This is a genomic window from Saxibacter everestensis (genome assembly GCF_025787225.1).
GTDB classification, from domain to species: Bacteria; Actinomycetota; Actinomycetes; order Actinomycetales; family Brevibacteriaceae; genus Saxibacter; species Saxibacter everestensis.
This window is the reverse complement of the sequence record NZ_CP090958.1, coordinates 1,060,326-1,085,620: the sequence shown is the minus strand read 5'-3', so window position 1 is coordinate 1,085,620 and position 25,295 is coordinate 1,060,326. Positions and strand designations below refer to the sequence as shown.

Genomic DNA, 25,295 nt, shown 5'->3' with positions numbered 1-25,295 from the left:
TCGCGGTCAACGGAGCGCTTTGGCGGCCGCTATGGTCGAACGGTCGGCAAGTACCACGACGGCGACAACGATAGCGATAGCCAGCAGCGCGGCGAAAATTCCGGCGACAAGCGCGGAGCTGACCGGACCGATCGGCTCGGCGACCCGCAGCAGCCACGCGGCAGCGAACCAGCCGGCCGCCGCGGCCACCACGCTGCCTGCCGTGCTGACGATTATGGTGCGGGGCAGGTCGCGCACGGCGTCTTTGCCTGCGCAGCGGCGCAGCGCGATCAGCAGCAACACCCCGGCCACCAGCATGCCGAGCGAGTTTCCTGCGGCCAGGCCGAACAGGGTTGCGCTCCCCCGGTCGCCCGGCAGCAGCCGTGCGAACAAGACTCCGAAGCCGATGTAACCGGCCGCGGCAACGGCCCAGCCGATTCCGGTCGCCGTTGCCGCCTGCCTGCCGCGTTCCAGGGCGTACAGCGCGCGGCTGAGGTGCGCCACGAGTCCCCAGCCCCAGAGACCTACGGCCATCAGGGCGACCGCGGAGCCCATGCTGAGCAGGACCTCGGACGGCTCGGTGGATCCTTCGGTGCGCAAGTTGGCGAAGAATTGCCCGACCGGTATTGCCGCGGCTATCAGAGCCGAAATGCTCAGCGCGTTGGTGGCGACGACGACCCTGGTCGTTCGAGCTGCGTGCTCGGCGAATTCGGCCTTGTTTCCGGCCCCGGCAAGTTCACTCAGTCGCGGGAAAGCAACCGTCGCCAGCGGAACGATAAGCACCGCATACGGCAGCAGGTACACGGCCTGGGTGTAGTTGAAAACCGGCAGCACGCTCTCGCCACCGTGGCGGTTGGCGAAGGTCAACATCACCACCGCGGCTGCCTGCTGAGCAAGCAGCGCCACGATGCCCGCGCCTGCCAGGCTGATGGCTCGCCTGGCCACGCCGTCCGGGAACCTCCAGGTGGGACGCAGCCTGACGCCGGTTGACCGGGTTGGCAGTAGCAGCGGGAGAGATATCGCCACAACTCCTGCCGTAGTGCCCCAAGCCAGAAGCGCTTCGGCGCCGGCGGAAACGTCGGCGGGCTGCGGAATCGAGCCGTCGGTCACCGCGCCGTAGCCCAGGTAGGCACCGATAACGACCAGCGATGACAGTAAAGGCACAAAGGCTGGCCAGAGGAACTTCCGGTGCGCCTGCAACACCCCGGTCAGCACCGCGCCGATGCCGTAGAGCAGAAGCTGGGGTGAGAACACCAGGAGCAGCCGGCCGGCCAGGTCCACAGTCCCGGCCGCCTGCTGCGCACTATCGCCTGAGGAGACGATCAGCTCCGCGAGCGGCCGGCTCAGGAGGGCGAGCAGAATCGAGGCCGGAAACAGGATGGTGATCGCCCAGGTCAGCAGGGCGGAGGCTATCCGGGAGGTTTCGTGCCGTGCGCCGCGAGAGATCGGACCGGCAAGCAGCGGCACAATGGCGCCGGCGAGCGCGCCGCCGACCGCGACCTCGAACAGGATATTGGGCACCAGGTTGGCGCTCTGGTACGCGGTACCGACGCCTTCAGAGCCGACCGTCGGCGCGAAGACCAGCCAGCGGCCGAAGCCGACGACGCGCGATAGCAGGGTGATGATTGCGACGAGCGCCGCAGCCGACGCAAATCCCGCGCCGACCTTGACAAGTTTCACGAGCCGGCTGAATGCCGCGGCACGCCGCGACCCCAGGCGTCGACGTCACGAAGCACAGGCGTCGACTCGATCACCTTGGTGAAACTGACTTTTTCGCTGGCCAGCGTCAGGCCGACGATTCCGGCAAGGGCCGCCGCACGCACCCACCGTGGCGCGGTGCAGATCGTGTGCACGCCGAGTAGTGCTCCGGCGGCATTCGCGCCGGAGTCCCCCAACATGGACCGGGAACTGAGGTCTGACTTCCAGCTTCCGGCGATGGCTCCTGCGGTCGCCGATAGCAGGCCGGCATTTGGGTCGCCGCCCTTCAGGCCGGCATAACCCGCCTGCAGGGCGCCGGTGCCGATAGCCGCCTTCAACGCCCTGCCCGGCCTCAGGTCGAGCAGATTGAACAGGTTCGCACTTCCGGCCACCACGCCGCCGGCGACGACGATATCTGCCAGGTGGCCGGCAACGCTGGTCTTCGGGTCCTTGTCGAGCACAAGTGCGGCCGAGGCGATTCCCGCCGCCGAGATCCCGAGCACCTTCAGCGCTCCGGTTGTCAGCTCACCCCGGACCAGCGCGCCAATATGGCCGCGGAGTCCTTTGGAGCTTCCACGCTCGGCCAGGTCGTCCACGGCACCGAAGGCGCCCGCGCCCACGGTGGCGAGCAGGGCGGCCGCTCGCACGTGCGGCGACTCGACATCGCCGATGGCGATTCCGGCGATCGCACCGGTGGTGTACGCCGGCCCCTCTAGCAGGGTGACCTGTTCGCCCTTGTGGTTCGTCCGATCGAATTTCGCGGCGCCGGGAAGGTGCTTTCGCGCCGCCAGGACTCCGGCGGTCGAGGCCGCCGCGGTGAGCGCGCCGGCGGCGTTCCGTAGCCAGCTCATCATTTGTCCTTTTCAGGCGCCGGCTCTGCCGTTTGCTTTTCCGGCAGGACCGCGTCCGCGCCGTCTGCGTAGCCATAGTGGCCGGAGCCGCCGCCGAGCTGTTCCCGCAGCGCGAGCGTCGTCACGATCGGCCCGGAAGCCAGGTTGACGTTGTCCACCGTCGAAACGTCGGTGTCACCGTCGCGAAGTTCGGTAAGCAGACCGTTCGTCGCCGATTTCGCGGTTCCGGAGGCGACCACTCCAGCCGAATCCTGTTTCAGGGCGCCGAGCAGCGCGACATACGGTTCCTCTGTCGTTTTGCGCTGATCGGCATTCTGCTCCGCGACCTCGCTTGAGGTGGCCGAGCTGGATGCGGTCGGCAGGCTGGTTTCATCTTCGCCGTCGATGACGACGCTCAGGGTGGCCAGGCCGAGATTGTCGGGCTCCGCCGAGACAACCTTTGCCTCGGCGAGCTGCGGCAGCAGGTTCTTCCTTGCCTTGTCGCCCTCGGCGTCGGCAAGATTGGGGACGACGAGCGACTGCGCCAGCGCGGCCGAAAGAGTCGCGGACGTGCTGTCCGTTGGCAGCTCGGGGTCTTCGGTTCGAAGCGTCTGAGCCAGGGCGTCCCGTTCGGTGCCGCTGGCGAATGTCTCATTGACAGTTACCCGGCCGGCAACCGTGGCGCCGGCGGCTTTCAGTGATTCCTCGACCGCGTCCACAGCGTCGTTCTCGGCATCGGGCAGCGCAATGATGTTCACGGTGCGGCCGCCGAGCTGTCCGGAGACCAGCTGCGGACCGACCTCGGCAAGAAACGCATCCTGATTCTTCGCGTTGTTCTCGGCGGTCGCTGCCTGCTCGCGCAGGTTATCCCGATCGGTGCGCAACGCTTCGACCTGGGTCGACAATGAGTCGCCGATGGACTCCTTCAGCGGGCCGGCACCCAGGATGATGCCCACCGCCAGGGCCAGAAAGACTGATATCAGCGAGACGAGGTGGTAGCGAAAATCGATCACAGTAGTTGCGGTTCCTTTGCATGCTCAGCCAGCACTGGATCCGCCGAAAAGGTGTCGGACCCAGGAGATGACTCCATCAAAATTTGCTGCGACGAGGCCGAATAGCGTCTGCCCGGCCGCGGTCGCGGCCAGGGCGACCAGCACTGCCAGCAGACCGGCCAATGCCAACAGCGTCATCTGCAGGTTGGAAATTCGTTGCCGGTAGAGCCGGGACACTCCCTTGGCGTCAATCAGTTTGGACCCGACCCGGAGCCGGGTCAGGAATGTGCTCGCCATTCCCTTCCGCCCCTTGTCCAGAAACTCGATCAAGGTGTCGTGAGTTCCCACGGCGACGATCAGGTTGGCGCCCTTATCATCGGCAAGCAGCATGGCAACGTCTTCGCTGGTGCCTGTGGCAGGGAAGACGACGCATTCGACGCCGAGTTCCTGAAGGCGTTCGAGTCCCGGCGCCCGGCCGTCCCGGTAGGCATGCACGACAAGTTCGGCGCCACAGGAGAGTGCCTTGTCAGACACGGAGTCCATGTCCCCGACAATCATGTCCGGCACCTGTCCGGCTTCCAGGATGGCGTCCGCGCCGCCATCGACGCCGATCAGGATCGGACGATACTCGCGGATATACGGCTTGAGCATCGCCAGGTCTTCTTTGTAGTGGTAACCACGCACCACGATGAGCACCTGCCGGCCTTCGATCTTGGTGCGCACATGGGGCACCCCGACCCGGTCAAGCAGCAGATCGCGCTCTTTGCGGATGTACTCGATCGTGTTGGTCACGAATGATTCCAGCACGACGGACATGCCTGCCTCGGCCTCGGTCATATCCGCGCTGACCTGCTCGGAGGTCTGCACAGTGCCCTCGCCGACCAGCTCGTCGCCGAGCAGGAGCCGGCCACCCTCGATGGTGAGCGACTCCCCTTCCGTGACCTTGCTCATAATCTCTTCGCCGACGCCGTCAATCAGTGGAATTCCGGCGTTCACCAGGATTTCCGGCCCCAGATTCGGGTAGCGACCCGAGATCGACCGGGCGGCGTTGACAACCGCCTTCGGCCGGCAGCCGACGAGCGCCTCGGCGGAGACCCGGTCGATGTCTTCGTGGTTGATAACCGCGATATCGCCGGGCTCCAGGCGCTTCGTCAGGTCTTTGGTTCGAGGGTCTACTCGAGCGGTCGCCGACATCCCATCGGCAACCGATGTGTCCTGTTCCTTTACCCTGCGCAGCTTCATCAAGATTCATTTTCCCATGTCGCAGCGCAAGTTGCGATTCCTACACGCACTCCGGCGGTTGGAAGCGCTGTTAGCCTGCTCTCATTCGGCGGGGGCTTTCGGCGTGCTTCAGCCCTTCACTTCGGTCAGCTCTTCGCCGTGGCTGCCCTTGCCGCGGCTGCCTGCTTCCAGCTACCGCGCTCGGCTGCGGCGGAATCCAGCAGCTCTCCGGCGTGGGTCAGAGCTGCTTCGGACTCGTCATCTCCGGCGAGCATTCTTGCCAGCTCGATTTTCCGCTCGTCGAGGTCAAGGGTTCGGACATCGCTGAGGGTTATGCCCGCCGCGCTGTCTGCGGTCTTCGATACCTGCAGGTGCGCGTCGGCCCAGGCCGCGACCTGCGGAAGGTGGGTAACAACGAGGACCTGCGCAGACTGGGCAAGCTTCGCCAGCCTTCGGCCAATTTCGACCGCGGCTTTGCCACCCACACCGGAATCAACCTCGTCGAAAACAAATGTCGGCACCGGATCGACCCCGGCAATGACTACCTCTAGGGCAAGCATCACCCGGGACAGTTCGCCACCTGAGGCGCCTTTCGAGATTTCACGCGGCGTTGAACCCTGGTGCGGAGCGAGCAGCAGGGCAACGTCGTCAGCTCCGTGCGAGCCGAGCTGCCCGCGGTCGGTCACGTCGACCACGAGCTTGGCATTGGGCATCGACAGTGCGTGGAGTTCCGCACTCACCAGCGTGCCGAGTTTCTCTGCTGCCTTGATTCTGAGCGCGTGCAGCTTGTCGGCATGCTGACGTGCCGCTTCGTGCTGGCGATCGCGGGACTGCTCAAGCTCGGCGATCCGGTCGTCGTCCCCGTCGATCGCTGCCAGCCGGTCAACCCCTTCACGTTCCCAGCGCAGCACGTCGTCGATGGTTTCGCCATACTTGCGGGTCAGCTTGGCCAGTTCGGCTCGCCGCTGCTCGATCCCGGCAAGCTCCTCGGCGCCACCGGCCTCAAGCCCGGTCGCGTAACTGGCGAGCTCGGCACCGAGATCGGCTGCCTGATAGCCGAGGTCGCGGCACCGGTCGGCGAGTTTCGCCAACTGCCCATCGTGTTCTTCGACCGCGGCAAGGGCGCGGGTCGCCGTATCGAGCAGCGCAATGACGGATGTCGCTTCGAAGTCGTCTCCTCCGGTGACCGCGAGCACCGATTGTTCTGCGGCGATCCGCAGGTCTTCTTCGTGTGCCAGCCGATTGGCGCGGGACTTCAGTTCGGCGTCCTCACCCGGCTGAGCTTCCACCTGGGAGATTTCTTCCAGCCCGAAGCGCAGCAGGTCCGCTTCCTGGGTGCGCTTGGATGATTCGGCCCGAAGGGTCTCCAACTCGTCCGACGCAGCGCGCCAGCCGGAATATGCTGCCCGATACTCGGTCAGCTCGGCGGCCAGCTTCGGGCCGGCGAAGCGATCCAGGATGTCGCGCTGTGCCGTGGCTGATCGAAGCCTGATCTGTTCGGACTGGCCGTGCACAGTAACCAGTTCGGCACCGACATCGACCAGGACCCCCACAGGCACGCTTCTGCCGCCGGCGAAGCCCCGGGACCGCCCGGAGGCTAACACCGATCGGGAGAGCACGATGCCGTCGTCCTCGATCTCGCCTCCAGCCTCGTCGATCCTGGCTGCCGCTCGGGAGTCGGCGGGGAGTCGCAGGCTGCCGTCGACCGATGCCTGTTTGGCTCCTGCCCGCACCGCACCGCTGTCGGCGCGCGCGCCGAGCAGCAGGCCAAGCGCGGTGACGACCATGGTCTTCCCAGCCCCGGTCTCACCCGATACCACTGTCAGGCCAGGGCCGAGTTCGACCGTTGCCTCGGAGATGACTCCGAGGTCCCGGATCCTTAGTTCCTCAATCATGCAGTTCCTCAATCATGCGCATCCCCCGGGCCGCGCCATCCGGTCACCGGCAACTGGAATTTCGCCACCAAGCGGTCTGTGAACGGGCCCTGGCTGAGTCGGGCCAGCCGGATCGGCACGGCCGAGCGGCTGACCTCGATCCGGGCACCCGGCGGGAGTTCAACTGTGCGTCGTCCATCGCACCAAAGCACGCCCGAGCCGTCGGTGCGGTCCAGAACCTCGACCGCCAGCGTGGACGACGGGCCGACCACGACCGGCCGGGCGAAAAGGGCGTGCGCGCTGAGCGGCACCATCAACAGGGCCTCGACCTCCGGCCAGACCACCGGGCCGCCAGCCGAGAAGGCGTAAGCGGTGGAACCGGTCGGCGTCGCCATCACCACGCCGTCGCATCCAAAGGTCGACAGCGGCCGGCCGTCGACCTCAAGAACGAGTTCAAGCATCCGTTCCCGGCTTGCCTTTTCGACGGTCGCCTCATTGACCGCCCAGGTCCGGGCGATCACCTCGTCATCGACGGTGACGACGACATCGAGCGTCATCCGCTCTTCGACTCGGTAGTCGTTGGCGGCCACCTTGTGCACGGCAAGGGCAAGGTCTTCCCGTTCGCTTTCGGCCAGGAATCCAACGTGGCCGAGATTCACGCCGAGCAGAGGCGCCTGGCTGCCGCGGACGTACTCGGCGGCCCGCAGAATGGTCCCGTCGCCGCCGAGCACCATAACAAGCTCGATGTCATCGAGAGCCTCTGGCAGGTCATCGTCGTGCAGAAGCCTGGTTGCGGAAGGCCCCTTGCCAAGGGCCACGTCGAGCTCCTCGGATTCCTTGGCGAACATCACCGGGATCAGGCCGTCCAGCGCCAGCATCTGGCGAACCGCCTGTGCAGATTCGAGGGCCTCTGATCGACCGGTGTGGGTTAGTAAAAGTATCTGCCGACTCATGTCTGCCCCCTCCGTTGTGTCTGGCGTGATGTGAGCTGCGATGCGAACTCTTCAATTACGAGCATAGGGTTTGGTTCTGACGAGCGGTCGGCGGCTTCGGGTACCAGGGGTTTGAACCAGATGAAAAACTCGATATTCCCGCTGGGTCCGGGCAGCTCCGATCGGCAGATGGCGACCGCCCTGAGATTCAAGGTCCCGGCCGTTGCCGCGACCGAGCGGAGGGCCTGGCCGTGCTTTGCCGGGTCGCGGACAACGCCACTGCCGTCGAGATCGGAGCGCTTCAGCTCGAATTGCGGTTTGACCATCAGGAACAGGTCGCCATCGTCCCGGACGCAGCGGCGCAGGGCTGGCAGCACCAGGGTGAGCGAGATGAACGAGAGGTCGGCGACGACGATATCGACGGCGCCGGTGATGTCGTCGGGGCCGATACCGCGGACATTTGTGCCCTCAAGCGAAGTGACATCCGGCCGTCGCGCGAGCTCGGGAGCGAACTGGTCGTGGCCGACATCGACGGCCACGACTTCCGAGGCACCGGCCTCCAGCAGAACCTGGGTGAACCCGCCAGTGGACGCGCCGGCATCGAGGCACCGCCTGCCGCGGACCAGGGAGCCTGCCGCGGTGCCGGCCTCGCTAGTCGCGGTGCCGGCCTCGCCGGTCACGCTGCCGGCCTCGCCGGTCACAGTGCCGAAGTAACGCAGCGCGCCGGAGAGCTTGTGCGCGGCCCGGGACACGTAGGCTTCCTGCTCCGTCACGACGATGTCGTCATCGCTCGCCACTGGCTGCGCGGCTTTCACCGCGGGCCGGCCGCCGACGCGGACCACGTCAGCCGCAATGTACTGAGCCGCCTGGGTGCGAGAACGAGCCAGCCCACGCCTGACCAGTTCCTGATCGAGCCTGACCGGTTTTTCGGGCGTCACTGCTCGTCAAGCTGCGCCGACAGCTGGCGATAGAGTTCGTTGAACGCCTCTGGGCGTTCCTTAAGCGGCAGCTCAGCGACCTGATCGATCCGCTCTATCACCGCATCCACCTCAGCGTCACCGCTGGTCTCCGGAGCCGACTCGGGTGCGGGCACGTTCTGCGGGCTTGGAACTTCGCTCATCTGGCTACCGTATCGCTTACGCGTCTACAGTCCGTCCAGGTCCACTTCGGTTCCAGCATCCACAGCGGCCCAGACCGCGGAGCTGACTGCGCGCGCCAGCTCGGCGCCGGCGCCTTCCCGGATCAGCTTTCCGTCAACTACGACCGCGTGTGCGGCGCCGCAGTGAAATCCGTCATCGTCGCTGCGCACGGCCGGCATGGAGTCGAACAACCCGGAAATCGAATCGGCGATATGCGTAGGCCGATCGATGCCTCGAGCTTCGGCAAGTTCACGCAATCCGGTGATGCCGGTCAGCACGAGTAGCGAGTCGATCCCTGCCCGGTTGGCACCGGCGATATCGGTGTCCAGCCGATCCCCGACCATGATCGCGTTCTTCGCATCCGCCCTGCGCACCGCGGTCTCGAAGATCGCCGGCTCAGGCTTACCTGCCACTCGGGGAGTCACTCCGGTCGCCTGTTCTACAACGCTCACCAGCGTGCCGTTGCCCGGCGCAATCCCGCGTTCGACCGGGATAGTCAGGTCGATGTTCGTTGCTATCCAAGGCACGCCGGCGCGAACCGCGAAAGTCGCTTCCGCGAGTTGCTTCCAGCCGACTTCGGGGTCAAAACCCTGCACGACGGCCGCCGGAGAATCGTCGACCGAGCGAACCGGGACCAGTCCCTCGTCCGACAGCGCATCTTCCAGGCCGGCGCCGCCGACAACTAATATCGGCGAGCCGGCAGGGTGCTCGGTTGCCAGCACGCGCGCGGCAGCCTGCGCCGAGCTGACAACGTCATCGGCTTTAGTCGGAATGGCAAGATCGCTCAGATGCTGTGCGACCGCCTCGGTGGTCCGAGAGGCGTTATTGGTGATGTACAGCGTGCGGCGGCCGGACTGAACTATCTGCTCTACCGCCTGGCTGGCGCCCGGGATAGCGTGCGGACCTTCGTATACGACGCCGTCCAGGTCACACAGGACGGCGTCGTACGCGTCGATAAGCATCATTTCCTGCTGTCACCGTCGGTGGAATCAGCTCCACCGAGGTCATCGAACAGAGTGGGCAGCGGTTCGCCGTCCGGCGCTTCGGTGGATCCACCATCCGCTTCGGTGGATTCGCTATCCGCTTCGGTGGATTCGCTATCCAGCGGGGAGACAGCTTCATCATCTTCGGCTGCTTCCGCCATCAGCTGCTCTTCCACCGCGGCGTCGTCTTCAGCTAGCGATACCTGATCGACCGAAGTGTCCGTCTCCTGCGCTGGCACGCTGTCGTCGCTGTTCCGCTCGTCCCGTTCTTCGGCTGGGGCGTCTCCAGTCACCTCGGCGGTAGCAGGTTGTCCATCGAGTTCGCCATCCTCGGAATCCTCGTCGATAGGCTCATCGTCATCGAGTTCATCATCGTCGGAATCCTCGTCGATAGGCTCATCGTCCGCAGGCGTGTCGTCGTCACCGGACTCATCGTCCGTCGACTTCGTTGACCCGATTTCGGCAGCAACATCCTCGGCAGCGAACTCGCCGGCAATTAGCGCTTCTGTCTCGGCGTCGGCAGACTCCGTGCCGACAACGAAATCATCTTCATGGCCGAATTCCTCGACGATTTCCTGGTCGCCGGATTCACCGTCCGCTGATGTGGCCAGCTGAGCGTCGCTCTCACCGGACACGTCTACGTCGGTCTCCTCGGCCAGTTCGAAGATTTCAATCTCCTCGTTCGGATCCGGTTCCTCGTCGCCGAACAGCGCGCCGGCAGAGGCAGCAGTCCGGCGAGCAAGCTTCTCCCACTTGTCGGCCTCGACCGCGTCACCGCGAAGTCGAAGCAGGTCCGAATAGGCAGACTGCAGCCGGACCAGATGACCGCTAGGGCGCGCGAGCAGGTTCTCGGCCTCCAGCAGTCGCTGCGCCTCGTCCAGCTGACCGAGGTCGCTGTGCGCACCGGCCGCGACCAGGACCAGTTCGATCCGGTCGGCCTCATCCAGGTCGCTTAGCTCGGGGTACCCGAGCATTTCGATTGCTTTGGCAGGTCGGCCGCGGCCGCGTTCGGAGTCGGCAAGCAGCGCGAGGTTGTGGTTCGACCCGCTCAGCCGCCGATGGGTGCGCAGCTCGCGAACCGCTTCATCGTATTTGCCCAACGCGTACGCGACCAGGCCGAGCCCCTCGCGCACGATGCCGATCCGGCCACCGCGGCGAACTGCGGCCTGCGCATGTTCATAGGCGAGCTCAGGATCGGTGTCCAGAAGTCGGCCTGCGGCAACCAGGTGCTGGCTGACCCGCTCCGCGTTGTCCTTGGAGAGTCCGCGGAGCTCGGCGCGCGCTTCCTTGTCCAGCTCCTGACCAGTGATGTCGGCCGGAATCTGCGGCGCGCGGAAATTGTCTCGAATGTACTGAGGCGGACGCGACCGGCTGTGCTCCGTCGGTCGATCCGAACGCTCAGCCCCGCGGTCGTTACGGTCGAACCTCCGCTCGCCATCGCGCGGCGGACGACGATCCCCACGGTCATCACGGTTAAATGAACGCGGACCACGATCCGAACGCTCAGCATCACGCGCAGGACGACGGTCATTCCGGTCAAAGCTCCGCTCACCATCGCGCGGCGCACGACGATCCCCACGATCGTCACGGTTGAAGGAACGCGGACGCTCGCTGCCGCGGTCATCACGGTTAAATGAACGCTCGCCGTCGCGCGGCGGACGACGATCCCCACGGTCATCACGGTTGAATGAACGCGGACCACGATCCGAACGCTCAGCCCCGCGGTCGTTACGGTCGAACCTACGCTCGCCATCGCGCGGCGGACGACGATCCCCACGGTCATCACGGTTGAAGGAACGCGGACGCTCGCTGCCGCGGTCATCACGGTTAAATGAACGCTCGCCATCACGCGGCGGACGACGATCCCCGCGGTCATCACGGTTGAATGAACGCGGACCACGATCCGAACGCTCAGCCCCGCGGTCGTTACGGTCGAACCGTCGCTCGCCATCACGCGGCGGACGACGGTCTCCACGGTCATCACGGTTGAAGGAACGCGGACGCTCGCTGCCGCGGTCATCACGGTTAAATGAACGCTCGCCATCACGCGGCGGACGACGATCCCCACGATCATCACGGTTAAATGAACGCTCGCCATCACGCGGCGGACGACGATCCCCACGATCGTCACGGTTGAATGAACGAGGACCACGGTCATTAGGCGTAAACCTGCCGGAACCACGCTCGCCATCACGCGGCGGACGACGATCCCCACGGTCATCACGGTTGAATGAACGCTCGCCATCACGCGGCGGACGACGGTCTCCCCGGTCATCACGGTTGAAGGAACGCGGACCACGATCTGAACGCTCTCCACCACGGTCGTTACGGACGAAGCTCCGCTCGCCATCGCGCGGCGGACGACGGTCGCCCCGGTCATCACGGTTAAAGGAACGAGGACCACGGTCATTAGGCGTAAACCTGCCGGAACCACGCTCACCATCGCGCGTCGGACGCCGATCCCCACGGTCATTCCGGTCAAAGCTCCGCTCGCCGTCGCGCGCTGGACGACGGTCGCCCCGGTCATCACGGTTGAACGTCCCCGGACCGCGATCCGAACGCTCACCATCACGCGCAGGACGACGGTCATTAGGGGTGAATCGGCCGGACCCGCGCTCGCCATCACGCGGCGGACGCCGATCGTTAGGTGTAAAGCTGCCGGACGAACGCTCGCCATCACGCGGCGGACGCCGATCATCGCTGCGACTATTCGGGTTGCTGTTCGGGCGCTCATTGCGCTTGAATCCTGAGCTGCGCTCACCTTCGCGTCGTGGAGCGCGGTCGTCACGGCTGGGGCCGCGGTCGTCACGCCGATCCTGGCGCGGTCGTTCACTGTCAAAATCTCGCGGAGACATGAGTCTCTCCTCTATGCAATTGGCTTTTTGAAGCGTGAGTAGCTCGATCAATTATCCCACACCAGGACCAGTGGACTCGCGCGGCGAGGTTGTGGACGGGTGGTGGTCATCGTGGGCGATGTGTCGTGAAATGAAGAAAGGGGCCTGAGGCTACCGTCTGGTAGCCTCAGGCCCCTTGCTTGAATGGTTGTCCGGCGGTGTCCTACTCTCCCACACGGTCCCCCGTGCAGTACCATCGGCGCTGGCAGGCTTAGCTTCCGGGTTCGGAATGGAGCCGGGCGTTTCCCTGCCGCTATGGCCGCCGTAACCCTGTGTCACCAGACCCCCGCACAGTGGTGGGGGTGGTGAAGTGTGTGGGTCACAACAGTTAGCTTATGTAGTTGTTGTGAATAGTGTGACACCCCCGGGTTTATGGCCGGGGGGTGGTTGTTTGGTGGTTTGGGAACCGTATAGTGGACGCAGCGTTTCTTACACACTTGTTATGGATTCTTTGTCGTGAGTGTGTGTGGGTAAGTTATCGGCTTATTAGTACCAGTCAGCTCCACACATTGCTGTGCTTCCACGTCTGGCCTATCAACCCAGTAATCTAGCTGGGAGCCTCTCACCCCGTAGGGGTATGGAAATCTCATCTCGAAGCAGGCTTCCCGCTTAGATGCTTTCAGCGGTTATCCTTTCCGAACGTAGCTAACCAGCCGTGCCCTTGGCAGGACAACTGGCACACCAGAGGTTCGTCCGTCCCGGTCCTCTCGTACTAAGGACAGCCCTTCTCAAATTTCCTCCGCGCGCAGCGGATAGGGACCGAACTGTCTCACGACGTTCTAAACCCAGCTCGCGTACCGCTTTAATGGGCGAACAGCCCAACCCTTGGGACCGACTCCAGCCCCAGGATGCGACGAGCCGACATCGAGGTGCCAAACCATGCCGTCGATATGGACTCTTGGGCAAGATCAGCCTGTTATCCCCGAGGTACCTTTTATCCGTTGAGCGACCGCGATTCCACAATCCACGGCCGGGTCACTAGTCCCAGCTTTCGCTCCTGCTCGACACGTCCGTCTCACAGTCAAGCTCCCTTGTGCACTTACACTCGACACCTGATTGCCAACCAGGCTGAGGGAACCTTTGGGCGCCTCCGTTACTCTTTGGGAGGCAACCGCCCCAGTTAAACTACCCATCAGGCACTGTCCCTGAACCAGATCATGGTCCGAAGTTAAGGTATCCAATATGACCAGAGTGGTATTTCAACGATGACTCCACGAACACTAGCGTGCCCGTCTCATAGTCTCCCACCTATCCTACACAAGCCACACCGAACACCAATACCAAACTGTAGTAAAGGTCTCGGGGTCTTTCCGTCCTGCTGCGCGTAACGAGCATCTTTACTCGTAATGCAATTTCGCCGAGTTCGTGGTTGAGACAGTAGAGAAGTCGTTACGCCATTCGTGCAGGTCGGAACTTACCCGACAAGGAATTTCGCTACCTTAGGATGGTTATAGTTACCACCGCCGTTTACTGGGGCTTAAATTCTCAGCTTCACCACACAAGTGTGGTTAACCAGTCCTCTTAACCTTCCAGCACCGGGCAGGCGTCAGTCCGTATACATCGTCTTGCGACTTCGCACGGACCTGTGTTTTTAGTAAACAGTCGCTTCTCCCTGGTCTCTGCGGCCAACTCACGCTCCCACCGCGAAGGTGTTCACGCGCTTGGCCCCCCTTATCCCGAAGTTACGGGGGTATTTTGCCGAGTTCCTTAACCACGATTCTCTCGATCGCCTTAGTATTCTCTACCTGATCACCTGAGTCGGTTTGGGGTACGGGCGGCTAGAACCTCACGTCGATGCTTTTCTCGGCAGCATGGGATCACCCTCTTCCCGCCACAAGGGCGGTCACCATCAGATCTCAGGAACGGCATCAAAGCCAGTCTCACGGATTTACCTGCAAGACTCCCTACATCCTTAGACGTGCACAACCATCGGCACGCGGAAGCTACCCTCCTGCGTCACACCTGTTAATACGCTTACCTACTACCAGATCAGGTCCCACGCTCCCCACAACACAGAACAAGCTCGAAAGCCAGACCATGGTGGTTTGGGTGGTTAGTATCCCCGGAATCGGTATGGGCGGTTCTTCGCCGGTACGGGAATATCAACCCGTTGTCCATCGACTACGCCTGTCGGCCTCGCCTTAGGTCCCGACTTACCCAGGGCGGATTAGCCTAGCCCTGGAACCCTTGATCATTCGGCGGACGGGTTTCTCACCCGTCTTTCGCTACTCATGCCTGCATTCTCACTCGTGTAGGCTCCACCACTGGTTTACACCGCGACTTCACTGCCCACACGACGCTCCCCTACCCATCCACACCCCTGAACACCACCCCGTAGGATAATGCTTGGAATTATGTGAATGCCACAACTTCGGCGGTGTACTTGAGCCCCGCTACATTGTCGGCGCGGAATCACTTGACCAGTGAGCTATTACGCACTCTTTCAAGGATGGCTGCTTCTAAGCCAACCTCCTGGTTGTCTGTGCAACTCCACATCCTTTCCCACTTAGCACACGCTTAGGGGCCTTAGTTGGTGGTCTGGGCTGTTTCCCTCTCGACTACGAAGCTTATCCCCCGCAGTCTCACTGCCATGCTCTCACTTACCGGCATTCGGAGTTTGGCTGACGTCAGTAACCTTGTTGGGCCCATTAGCCATCCAGTAGCTCTACCTCCGGTAAGAAACACATGACGCTGCACCTAAATGCATTTCGGGGAGAACCAGCTATCACGAAGTTTGATTGGCCTTTCACCCCTAACCACAGCTCATCCCCTCCATTTTCAACTGAAGTGGGTTCGGTCCTCCACGCCGTCTTACCGGCGCTTCAACCTGGCCATGGCTAGATCACTTCGCTTCGGGTCTAGGACACGCGACTATAGGTCGCCCTATTCGGACTCGCTTTCGCTACGGCTTCCCCACACGGGTTAACCTCGCCACGTATCGCTAACTCGCAGGCTCATTCTTCAAAAGGCACGCCATCACCCACCAGCCCACTAAAGGACCGCACAGGCTCTGACGGATTGTAAGCACACGGTTTCAGGTACTATTTCACTCCCCTCCCGGGGTACTTTTCACCTTTCCCTCACGGTACTTGTCCGCTATCGGTCATCAGGAAGTATTTAGGCTTACCAGGTGGTCCTGGCAGATTCACACGGGATTACACGAGTCCCGTGATACTCGGGATACCACTCGGGCCGGCACTGAATTTCGTCTACGGGACTCTCACCCACTATGGTCCGTCTTTCCAAACGATTCGACTATCCAACACACGTCACCCTTGAAGCCCGGTAGAGCCCCACGAATGGTCCCACAACCCCCAACCTGCAACGCCTACCGGCTATCACACAGACCAGGTTTAGCCTCATCCGGTTTCGCTCGCCACTACTCCCGGAATCACTCTTGTTTTCTCTTCCTGTGGGTACTGAGATGTTTCACTTCCCCACGTTCCCCCCACACGCCCTATATATTCAGGCGCGGGTCACCAGACACGCACGCGCTCTGGCGGGGTTTCCCCATTCGGACACCCTCGGATCACCGTTCGTTTACCAACTCCCCGAGGCTTATCGCAGGTTACTACGTCCTTCTTCGGCTCCTGATGCCAAGGCATCCACCGTGTGCTCTTAAAAACTTACACACAAAACACACACAAACCCATAAAAATAAATAAGATGCTCGCGTCCACTATACAGTTCTCAAACCACCAGCAGCCCCACCACACCCACCCACAAAAACGCAGGCTTCGACGATGGTCCACACAAGAAAAACCAGCCACCCACCCCCCACACTCTGTTACGAGCACAACGGGTAGGGCGCCTGTTCTCCCAGGGCCCAACAGCGTGTTCATGTGATACCCAGCCACCAACCAAACCAGCACGCGCCAGCCTTCCAACCACCCAACGGATTAACGTCGGGACAGCGTACTCACTGACACCACCAGCCCAGCCTCCCCACAACCACACACACTCAAGTGCGCGGTCACGAGTCTCAGCAGGCTTAAAGCATTGATGTTCCACCCTTGAGCTAACCACCCGTGAACACTCGCCACGGTAATGGCCGTCATCACCACACAACATCCCCCGAGGAACGAATCCCCGAAACATCCTGCACGGTACTAACTGCTCCTTAGAAAGGAGGTGATCCAGCCGCACCTTCCGGTACGGCTACCTTGTTACGACTTAGTCCCAATCGCCAGTCCCACCTTCGACAGCTCCCTCCCCACAAGGGGGTTAGGCCACCGGCTTCGGGTGTTACCGACTTTCGTGACTTGACGGGCGGTGTGTACAAGGCCCGGGAACGTATTCACCGCAGCGTTGCTGATCTGCGATTACTAGCGACTCCGACTTCACGTAGTCGAGTTGCAGACTACGATCCGAACTGAGACCGGCTTTCTGGGATTCGCTCCGCCTCACGGCATCGCAACCCTTTGTACCGGCCATTGTAGCATGCGTGAAGCCCAAGACATAAAGGGCATGATGATTTGACGTCATCCCCACCTTCCTCCGAGTTGACCCCGGCAGTCTCCTATGAGTTCCCGGCATAACCCGCTGGCAACATAGAACGAGGGTTGCGCTCGTTGCGGGACTTAACCCAACATCTCACGACACGAGCTGACGACAACCATGCACCACCTGTATACCGACCCGAAGGGGCGTACATCTCTGCACGTTACCGGTATATGTCAAGCCTTGGTAAGGTTCTTCGCGTTGCATCGAATTAATCCGCATGCTCCGCCGCTTGTGCGGGCCCCCGTCAATTCCTTTGAGTTTTAGCCTTGCGGCCGTACTCCCCAGGCGGGGCACTTAATGCGTTAGCTGCGGCACGGACCACGTGGAATGCGGCCCACACCTAGTGCCCAACGTTTACGGCATGGACTACCAGGGTATCTAATCCTGTTCGCTCCCCATGCTTTCGCTCCTCAGCGTCAGTAACAGCCCAGAGTCCCGCCTTCGCCACCGGTGTTCCTCCTGATATCTGCGCATTTCACCGCTACACCAGGAATTCCAGACTCCCCTACTGCACTCTAGTCTGCCCGTACCCACTGCACGTCCAACGTTGAGCGTTGGATTTTCACAGCAGACGCGACAAACCACCTACGAGCTCTTTACGCCCAATAATTCCGGACAACGCTTGCACCCTACGTATTACCGCGGCTGCTGGCACGTAGTTAGCCGGTGCTTCTTCTGCAGGTACCGTCACTTGCGCTTCTTCCCTGCTGAAAGAGGTTTACAACCCGAAGGCCGTCATCCCTCACGCGGCGTCGCTGCATCAGGCTTGCGCCCATTGTGCAATATTCCCCACTGCTGCCTCCCGTAGGAGTCTGGGCCGTGTCTCAGTCCCAGTGTGGCCGGTCGCCCTCTCAGGCCGGCTACCCGTCGTCGCCTTGGTAGGCCATTACCCCACCAACAAGCTGATAGGCCGCGAGCCCATCCCCCACCAATAAATCTTTCCACCCCACACCATGCGGCACGAGGTGACTATCCGGTATTAGACCCCGTTTCCAAGGCTTATCCCGAAGTGAAGGGCAGATTACTCACGTGTTACTCACCCGTTCGCCACTAATCCACCAGCAAGCTGGCTTCATCGTTCGACTTGCATGTGTTAAGCACGCCGCCAGCGTTCGTCCTGAGCCAGGATCAAACTCTCCGTAAAAACATACAAAAAGCATCGTCCCAGCAAGAAAAGACAAAAACTAGCAAAACAACAACCAATCCCCGAAAGGACCAGTCACCGTCAATTGCTCGAAATTATTATCTTAATGTTTCCTGCCAAAACAGCACACACACCACACCCCACAAAGTAAGGCATAACATGCGCGCCAACAAACATATGGCATCAACACATCACATAAACACGCTATTGAGTTCTCAAAGAACAAACGCTATCCGAAACCCACCAACCCCGACAGGGCCTGTATCGCTCGGCGCTTTTCAAAACTTTACCACCCATTCCCCCCGCCCGCCAAATCCACCACAAAGCCCGGCAGAAACAACAAAGCGAGAAAAACAGTCCCCCAAACAAAGACACGACAATAAACGCCACACCATCAATTAAAAGGGAATATCACCCACCCAGACCACGCCACCAGGAGAACACCCAGACCAGCGCCGCCCCAGAAACAGGCAACAGAGACAAACATACCCAACCCCCACCACCAACGCAAACCCAACCCCCGTGACCCCCACCACACCAACCCACCACACCGGCAAAGCCCCCGCAGAAAAGAGCGATGGGCGTCACGGGAGGTCTCCCGTAACGCCCATCGCTCTTCGCTTGTGCCTGGTTACTCCGCGGTCAGTGCGCCGAGGGTCTTCTTGCCGCGGCGCAGCAGAACGTAACGCTCCCCCAGCAAGTCATCGGCGGCAATCACGGCATCTTCCGCCGTCACCTTGACGTTGTTCACGTACGCGCCGCCTTCTTTGATCGCGCGTCGGGCGGCACCCTTGCTCGCAACAAGTCCGCTGCTGACCAGCGCATCGACGGCCCCTACTTCGCCGGCAAGCACTCCCGACCGGGAAACCGTGCCACTCGGCAGTTCTGCCACCACGTGCCCGAGGGTCTCCACGTCGAGGCCGCGGATTTCGCCGCCGCCGAATAACGCCTCGGTCGCCGCCAAAGCCTTCGCGGTCAGCTCCGGACCATGGACGAGCGTCGTGACGTCCTCGGCAAGTGCTCGCTGCGCAGCTCGGGCCTGCGGGCGCTCGTTTGTTTGCTGCTCCAGCTTGGCGATTTCGGCAAGACTCCGGAACGAGAACACCTTCAGGTACTTGATCACGTCCCTGTCGTCGGCGTTCAGCCAGAACTGCAAAAAGGCGTACGGCGAGGTGAGGTCGGAATCCAGCCAGATCGTGCCCGATTCGGTCTTGCCGAACTTGGTGCCGTCAGCCTTGGTGATCAACGGCGTGGCCAATGCATGCACCGGAGTCCGCTCCACCCTGCGGATCAGGTCGACGCCGGAGGTCAGATTTCCCCACTGATCGGACCCGCCGGTTTGCAGCGTGCAACCGTAACGCCGGAACAGTTCGAGGTAGTCGTTGCCCTGCAGCACCTGGTAGCTGAACTCGGTGAAGCTGATTCCGTGTTCGCTGTTGAGCCGGGCGCTGACCGCCTCTTTGGCCAGCATCCTGTTGACACTGAAGTGCTTGCCGATATCGCGCAGGAAGTCGATGGCAGAGACTTCCCCGGTCCAGTCGAGGTTGTTAACCATCCTTGCGGCATACGGGCCGTCGAAGTCGATGAACCGTTCGATCTGGCCCCGGATCTTGTCGATCCAGCCGGCCACGACCTCGCGGTCATTCAGGGTTCGTTCACCCGACATCCGCGGATCGCCGATCAGGCCAGTGGCGCCGCCTACCAGCATCAGCGGCCTGTGCCCCGCATCCTGAAGATGCCGTGCCAGCAGCAGCTGAACCAGGTTACCCATATGCAGACTTGGCGCCGTGGGATCGAAGCCAACGTAATAGGTGACAGGTCCTTCGGCGAGGGCAGCCCTCAGAGCCGCCTCTTCAGTAGTCAGGGCAACCAGGCCCCGCTGCTGTAATTCGCCCAGGACATCACTCACGATTGAGCCTTTCTTCGTCTGCGACAGTTGCGCTATGAATCCTAGCCGGAACCGGCCGCCGCAGCGCAGCCGGATCGTTTGACGCCCGACGTCGTCCGGCGAGGAGCGTGCCGCCGCCGGACTCCGAACCCGAAGAGGCGGCGCGACCCCTGCCATGGCTCACGGCAGCGGCGCCTCGTCGGGAAGGATGAGCCGGTCCGGCACGAGATGCCTGCGTCGTCTCGCCAACAGGTAGTACGCGATGCCCGGCACGATGACACCGACGATCCAGGAGATATCGGTATGGCCGAGCATGTTGACGAACGGTCCCGTGTAAAAACTCGTGTATAGGAATGGCGCCTGGGCCGCGAGCCCGATCGCGTAGCAAATAATGGCGTCCCAGCGCCACCGTCCGTAGCGGCCGTTCACGTCGCTCAGGGCGGGAACGTCGTAACGCTCCTTGGAGATGAAGTAGAAGTCCACCAGGTTGATCGCGCTCCACGGCGTGAAGAACGTCAACAGGAACAACAGGAATGTCGAGAACGCCTCCAGGAATGAGCCGCGACCCAGCAGCGCCGTGAGGGTCGCAACCAGCATGATGCCGCAAACGTAGAGCGTCCTGGCTGTGCGGCTGATCTCGCGATGGCCGGCGAAGCCGGTCACCGTGGTGACAACCGACATAAAGCCGCCGTAGGCATTGAGCACGTTGACGCACAGCTTGCCAAGGGCAATTACGAAATAGAGCGCGGCCGCAACGATGCCGGTCCCGCCGAGGCTCACCACGAAGCCGACCTCGTCGCCGGAGAATTGGTCGCCTGCGATCGCGGCTGCAAGCACGCCGAAGGTCATCGACCACTGCGAGGCAAGCACGGAACCGCTCAGCGTCGAAGCGAAGGTCTTCCATGCCGGCGTGCTGGCCGGAAGATAGCGCGAGTAGTCGGCGACATACGGCCCGTAGGCGATCTGCCACGAGGCGGAAAGGGACATTGCCAGAAAGAAGCTCGCCCACGTGAAGTTCGCGTTGCTCAGCACATCAGGGGACGAAGCGGCGATCAGCCGTATCGTCAGGTACAGGAACGCGAGGGCGCCGATGACGCTGGCTATCCGACCCATCACGTGGATCAGCCGGTAACCGATAATCGCGATCACCGCCGTTGCGACGCCGAAAATCACGATGCCCACCGCATCCGTCGAGCCGAGCAGGCCCGCAACTGCCTGGCCAGCCAGGACAGTGCCGCTCGCCGCGAAGCCGATGTACATCAGGACAACGAGCGCCAGCGGAATCACCGCGCCGTAGACGCCGAACTGCGCCCGGGAGGAGATCATCTGCGGAAGTCCGAGCCGCGGGCCCTGCACCGAATGCAGCGCCATCACCACCCCACCGAGCAGCTGACCGATGAAGAGGCCGAGTATCGAGAAGACCACATCGCCGCCGAGCACCACGGCGAGCGCTCCGGTGACGACCGCGGTGATCTGCAGATTCGAACCGAACCAGAGGGTGAACTGGTTGAATGGCCGACCGTATCGCTCGGAGCGTGGAATGTATCCGATGGAGCGAGCTTCGACGCCGAATGCCGGCTTTGATGTGTCCGCGATCACGTTTTTGCTCATACTTGAAGCATCGCGCACCGATCCCCGGCAGGAAAAGAGCCATCGCTGCGGATGCGTCCGATATTTCGGACGGATCCGGATAGTGAGATGAGAAGGCTACTTTTGCAGTTGGTAAGCGAAGCGGGACATGGCGGCAAGCATTTCGGTGGCGTCCGGTTCGGCATACCCCCGCGTGCACACCGCGAGTACGTAGTTCTCATCGGCATCGAGATGACCGCTGGGAGACACATATCCGCCATCATGCTGGATTCCCGCCACCCAGCCCGATTTCGATCCGGAGCGGATGCCCGCGGGCAGCCCCCGGGCGAGGTAGTCGAACTGCTGATCTTCCAGCATTCGCAGCATCTCGGCGGTGCTCGCTTCGGATGCCGCAGCGCCGGTGACGATGGTCCGGACTATTGCGGCCAAATCGCGTGCGGTCATCAGGTGAGTCAGCCCGTGGTCACGTGCCGGGCCATCGCAGATGAACCGCTCCATCTTGGCGCTCCGGGCGCCGCACAGGGCGAAGGCCTCCGCAATAGCCGGAAATCCGACGAGCTCGACTGTCATATTGGTGGCCTCGTTGGAGGACACCGCGACCATCCGCCAGAGCACGTCCCTTAGGCAGAGTCGCGACCCGGCTGGCGGCATGCCGACGTCGATCTCGTCGGCATCCATCCCGAATTCCTCGCCGGACGGCGCCATTGAGCGGAAGGTATGCCGGACGGTCAGCAGCTGATCCAGATCGAGCCTGCCGTCGTCGACGGCGCGCATTGCGGCGATCAACACACCGAGCTTGACTGTCGACGCGGCATAGAACGTCCGGTCGGGTTCCCGCTCGGCGATCACCCGACCGGAAAAGTCGGTGAGGCAGTACGAGACGACGGGGACCCCATCGCTTTCGTAGCCTGTGACCGGCATCGTCCTACTCTCCTCGTGCCCACCGCTGGGCGTTCGCCGCGGCCGTTGTCAGACGTTCGAGCTGAACCTCGACAGCGCTACGGGCGGTGCCGCCCTGCGCCGAACGGGAGTTCAGCGAACCTTCCGTGCTAAGCACTTCCCGAACGCCCGGAGTCAGGTGCTCGGAGATGTCAGCGAAGTCCTGGTCGCTGAGATCCCACAGCTCGATGCCGCGTTCCTCGCAGACCCTTACGGCTGCGCCGGACAGCTCGTGCGCAATTCGGAAAGGCACTCCCTGGCGAACCAGCCACTCGGCAATGTCGGTGGCCAGCGCGAAGCCCAGCGGCGCCAGTTCCGTCATCTTCTGGGTGTTGAAGACCAAGGTGCCGATCATGCCGGAAAACGCCGGCAGCAGGAGCTCGAGGGTGTCGACGTCGTCGAACACCGGCTCCTTGTCTTCCTGCAGGTCGCGGTTGTACGCGAGCGGCATCGCCTTCAGGGTGCTCAGCAGGCCGGTCAGGTTTCCGATCAGCCGACCGGACTTGCCTCGGGCCAGCTCCGCGACGTCCGGGTTCTTTTTCTGCGGCATGATCGATGAGCCGGTCGAGTAGGCGTCGTCGAGCGTCACGAATGAGAATTCCTTCGTCGCCCACAGGATGACCTCCTCGGAAATCCGGGAGAGGTCAACGCCGATCATGGCGGCGACGAAAGCGAACTCGGCGAAAACATCGCGTGAGGCGGTGCCGTCGATGGAGTTCTCCACGGCGCCGTCGAAGCCGAGGTCACGCGCCACGGCGAGCGGGTCGAGGCCCAGGGACGAACCGGCCAGCGCGCCCGAACCATACGGTGAAACGGCGGCCCGGCTGTCCCAGTCCTGCAGCCGCTGCACATCGCGCAGCAGCGCCCAGGCATGGGCCAGCAAGTGGTGGCTGAGCAAAACAGGCTGTGCGTGTTGCAGATGCGTTCGGCCCGGCATCGGCACGCCGAGATGCCGGGTGGCCTGCTCGACGAGTGCCTGGATGACGTCGAGCACCCCGGCTGAGACGATCCGGGCATGATCGCGCAGGTACATCCGGCCGAGGGTGGCGATCTGGTCGTTCCGGCTCCGACCGGCACGGAGCTTTCCGCCGAGATCGGCGCCGGCCCGTTCGATCAGGCCACGTTCCAGGGCCGAGTGAACGTCCTCGTCCGAAACCGCAGCGACGAACGCGCCGGAGGTGACGTCGGCATCCAGCCGGTCGAGCGCGGCGTGCATGCCGGCCAGCTCATCGTCGCTGAGCAACCCGGCGGATCGAAGCACCCTCGCATGGGCCTTCGAACCGGCGATGTCATAGCCGGCCAACCGCCAATCGAAGTGGGTTGATTTGCTCAGCCGGGCCAGGGCGTCGGCCGGCCCGCCGTCGAACCGGCCTCCCCACAGGCTCAGCTTCTCCGGCTGATCCGGCTGGCCCGGCGTAGCAGGATTCACGGCGTCGTCGGTCACAGTGTCGGACCCTGGCCGAACTTCTCATCGCGGGCAGCGGCCTGCTTAGCCGAAAGGCCGTAAATATCGATGAATCCACGAGCACTGGACTGGTCGAAGGTGTCCCCCGAGTCGTACGTGGCCAGGTTGAAATCGTAGAGCGAGGAATCGGAACGGCGGCCGGTGACCGTGGCGCGTCCGCCGTGCAGCACCATCCGGATGTCGCCCGTGACGTACTTCTGAGTATCGGCGATGAACGTGTCGAGCGAACGCTTCAGCGGCGAGAACCACTGGCCGTCATAGACGAGTTCGGTCCAGCGCTGGTCAACAGTGCGCTTGAACCGTGCCTGCTCACGCTCGATCGTGACGTTTTCGAGTTCCTGGTGCGCGGCGATCAGTGCCATGGCTCCCGGCGCCTCGTAAACCTCACGGCTCTTGATGCCGACAAGACGGTCCTCGACGATGTCGACCCGGCCGATGCCCTGGGCGCCTGCGCGCCGGTTCATCTCCTGGATCGCCTGCAGCGGCGTGACGGCGACGCCGTCGATGCTGACCGGGATGCCTGCCTCGAAGCTGATGATGACTTCGTCGGCCACCGGTGGGAAGGCTGGGTCATCGGTGTAGTTGTAAACATCCTTGGTGGGCTCGTTCCAGATGTCCTCGAGGAAGCCGGTCTCAACTGCGCGTCCCCAGACGTTCTGGTCGATCGAGAACGGGTTCTTCTTCGTCGTGGCGATCGGCAGATTGTGCTTTTCCGCGTATTCGATCGCCTTGTCACGCGTGAGCGCCAGGTCGCGGACCGGCGCGATGCAGGTCATGTCCGGGGCGAGTGAGGTGATACCGACCTCGAAACGGACCTGGTCATTGCCCTTGCCCGTGCAGCCGTGTGCGACAGTGGTGGCACCGAACTGCCGGGCGGCCTTCACCAGATGTTTCACGATGACCGGGCGCGAGATCGCGGAGACATTCGGGTAGCGGTCCATGTAGAGCGAGTTCGCCTGCAGGGCCGGCATGCAGTATTCCGTGGCGAATTCGTCCCTGGCGTCGGCCACGTAGGCCTCGACCGCGCCGCAATCCAGCGCGCGCTGACGGACGACGTCCAGGTCTTCGCCTCCCTGGCCGACATCGACCGCCATCGCGACGACTTCGGCGCCGGTGGCATCGTGGATCCATCCGATGGCCACGGATGTATCGAGGCCGCCTGAGTAGGCCAGCACAACGCGGTCAGTCAATTTGTGTTTCTCCTTCAGATATTGCGAACTATGA

At 62.6% G+C, this 25,295-nt stretch carries 16 protein-coding genes and 3 rRNA genes; all 19 read right to left on the bottom strand.

Annotation, left to right across the window (positions count from 1 at the left end; translation table 11 throughout):
* Positions 1–6: 6 nt before the first annotated feature.
* Positions 7–1,659 carry a murein biosynthesis integral membrane protein MurJ gene (gene murJ, locus LWF01_RS05295; protein WP_349639999.1) on the bottom strand — a complete coding sequence of 551 codons (1,653 nt, stop codon included), beginning with the start codon at positions 1,657–1,659 and terminating at the stop codon, positions 7–9.
* Entirely contained in the window at positions 1,656–2,528 is an 873-nt protein-coding gene (locus LWF01_RS05290) for a hypothetical protein (RefSeq protein ID WP_349639998.1), read from the bottom strand. The genes murJ and LWF01_RS05290 overlap by 4 nt, the downstream gene beginning before the upstream one ends.
* Complete coding sequence (locus LWF01_RS05285) at positions 2,528–3,520, bottom strand: copper transporter (protein WP_349639997.1); 993 nt, start codon at positions 3,518–3,520, stop codon at positions 2,528–2,530. The genes LWF01_RS05290 and LWF01_RS05285 overlap by 1 nt, the downstream gene beginning before the upstream one ends.
* A gap of 24 nt (positions 3,521–3,544) precedes the next feature.
* Positions 3,545–4,741 carry a putative cytokinetic ring protein SteA gene (gene steA / locus LWF01_RS05280; protein WP_349639996.1) on the bottom strand — a complete coding sequence of 399 codons (1,197 nt, stop codon included), beginning with the start codon at positions 4,739–4,741 and terminating at the stop codon, positions 3,545–3,547.
* Positions 4,742–4,866: 125 nt separating this feature from the next.
* The gene (gene recN / locus LWF01_RS05275) at positions 4,867–6,615 is read right to left on the bottom strand and encodes a DNA repair protein RecN (RefSeq protein WP_349639995.1); all 1,749 of its coding nucleotides are present in this window, start codon (positions 6,613–6,615) and stop codon (positions 4,867–4,869) included.
* Positions 6,616–6,623: 8 nt separating this feature from the next.
* Positions 6,624–7,547, bottom strand: a complete 924-nt coding sequence (locus LWF01_RS05270) for an NAD kinase (protein WP_349639994.1) — start codon at positions 7,545–7,547, stop codon at positions 6,624–6,626.
* Positions 7,544–8,464: a TlyA family RNA methyltransferase gene (locus LWF01_RS05265; protein WP_349639993.1), complete on the bottom strand. Its 921-nt coding sequence runs from the start codon at positions 8,462–8,464 to the stop codon at positions 7,544–7,546. The genes LWF01_RS05270 and LWF01_RS05265 overlap by 4 nt, the downstream gene beginning before the upstream one ends.
* Positions 8,461–8,646 (bottom strand): hypothetical protein, encoded by a 186-nt coding sequence (locus LWF01_RS05260; protein ID WP_349639992.1) that lies wholly within the window; start codon positions 8,644–8,646, stop codon positions 8,461–8,463. Before LWF01_RS05260 ends, LWF01_RS05265 begins: the two co-directional genes overlap by 4 nt.
* 24 nt (positions 8,647–8,670) lie before the next feature.
* Positions 8,671–9,630 (bottom strand): HAD-IIA family hydrolase, encoded by a 960-nt coding sequence (locus LWF01_RS05255; RefSeq protein ID WP_349639991.1) that lies wholly within the window; start codon positions 9,628–9,630, stop codon positions 8,671–8,673.
* Positions 9,627–10,781: a hypothetical protein gene (locus LWF01_RS05250; protein ID WP_349639990.1), complete on the bottom strand. Its 1,155-nt coding sequence runs from the start codon at positions 10,779–10,781 to the stop codon at positions 9,627–9,629. The genes LWF01_RS05255 and LWF01_RS05250 overlap by 4 nt, the downstream gene beginning before the upstream one ends.
* Positions 10,697–12,481 carry a hypothetical protein gene (locus LWF01_RS05245; protein WP_349639989.1) on the bottom strand — a complete coding sequence of 595 codons (1,785 nt, stop codon included), beginning with the start codon at positions 12,479–12,481 and terminating at the stop codon, positions 10,697–10,699. Before LWF01_RS05245 ends, LWF01_RS05250 begins: the two co-directional genes overlap by 85 nt.
* Positions 12,482–12,692: 211 nt before the next feature.
* Positions 12,693–12,809 (bottom strand): 5S ribosomal RNA (rrf, locus tag LWF01_RS05240).
* A gap of 199 nt (positions 12,810–13,008) precedes the next feature.
* A 23S ribosomal RNA gene (locus LWF01_RS05235) occupies positions 13,009–16,174 on the bottom strand.
* Positions 16,175–16,666: 492 nt separating this feature from the next.
* Positions 16,667–18,189: ribosomal RNA gene (locus tag LWF01_RS05230) — 16S ribosomal RNA — on the bottom strand.
* The 16S, 23S and 5S rRNA genes sit together here, the layout of an rRNA operon.
* A 631-nt stretch (positions 18,190–18,820) precedes the next feature.
* Positions 18,821–20,098: a tyrosine--tRNA ligase gene (tyrS, locus tag LWF01_RS05225; RefSeq protein WP_349639988.1), complete on the bottom strand. Its 1,278-nt coding sequence runs from the start codon at positions 20,096–20,098 to the stop codon at positions 18,821–18,823.
* A gap of 159 nt (positions 20,099–20,257) precedes the next feature.
* Positions 20,258–21,688, bottom strand: a complete 1,431-nt coding sequence (locus LWF01_RS05220) for a purine-cytosine permease family protein (protein WP_349639987.1) — start codon at positions 21,686–21,688, stop codon at positions 20,258–20,260.
* A gap of 96 nt (positions 21,689–21,784) precedes the next feature.
* Entirely contained in the window at positions 21,785–22,588 is an 804-nt protein-coding gene (locus LWF01_RS05215; protein ID WP_349639986.1) for a serine hydrolase, read from the bottom strand.
* Between the two features lie 4 nt (positions 22,589–22,592).
* Positions 22,593–24,050: an argininosuccinate lyase gene (argH, locus tag LWF01_RS05210; RefSeq protein WP_349639985.1), complete on the bottom strand. Its 1,458-nt coding sequence runs from the start codon at positions 24,048–24,050 to the stop codon at positions 22,593–22,595.
* A complete protein-coding gene (locus tag LWF01_RS05205) occupies positions 24,047–25,261 on the bottom strand; it encodes an argininosuccinate synthase (protein WP_349639984.1) in 1,215 nt (404 codons plus the stop codon). The genes argH and LWF01_RS05205 overlap by 4 nt, the downstream gene beginning before the upstream one ends.
* Positions 25,262–25,295 lie beyond the last annotated feature (34 nt).

What these genes read in the sequence shown, in the direction of transcription:
- LWF01_RS05215 (WP_349639986.1), bottom strand. Translation starts at nt 22,588, where the DNA reads ATGCCGGTCACAGGCTACGAAAGCGATGGGGTCCCCGTCGTCTCGTAC.
- LWF01_RS05260 (WP_349639992.1), bottom strand. Translation starts at nt 8,646, where the DNA reads ATGAGCGAAGTTCCAAGCCCGCAGAACGTGCCCGCACCCGAGTCGGCT.
- steA (WP_349639996.1), bottom strand. Translation starts at nt 4,741, where the DNA reads ATGAAGCTGCGCAGGGTAAAGGAACAGGACACATCGGTTGCCGATGGG.
- LWF01_RS05255 (WP_349639991.1), bottom strand. Translation starts at nt 9,630, where the DNA reads ATGATGCTTATCGACGCGTACGACGCCGTCCTGTGTGACCTGGACGGC.
- LWF01_RS05270 (WP_349639994.1), bottom strand. Translation starts at nt 7,547, where the DNA reads ATGAGTCGGCAGATACTTTTACTAACCCACACCGGTCGATCAGAGGCC.
- LWF01_RS05290 (WP_349639998.1), bottom strand. Translation starts at nt 2,528, where the DNA reads ATGAGCTGGCTACGGAACGCCGCCGGCGCGCTCACCGCGGCGGCCTCG.
- LWF01_RS05220 (WP_349639987.1), bottom strand. Translation starts at nt 21,688, where the DNA reads ATGAGCAAAAACGTGATCGCGGACACATCAAAGCCGGCATTCGGCGTC.
- recN (WP_349639995.1), bottom strand. Translation starts at nt 6,615, where the DNA reads ATGATTGAGGAACTAAGGATCCGGGACCTCGGAGTCATCTCCGAGGCA.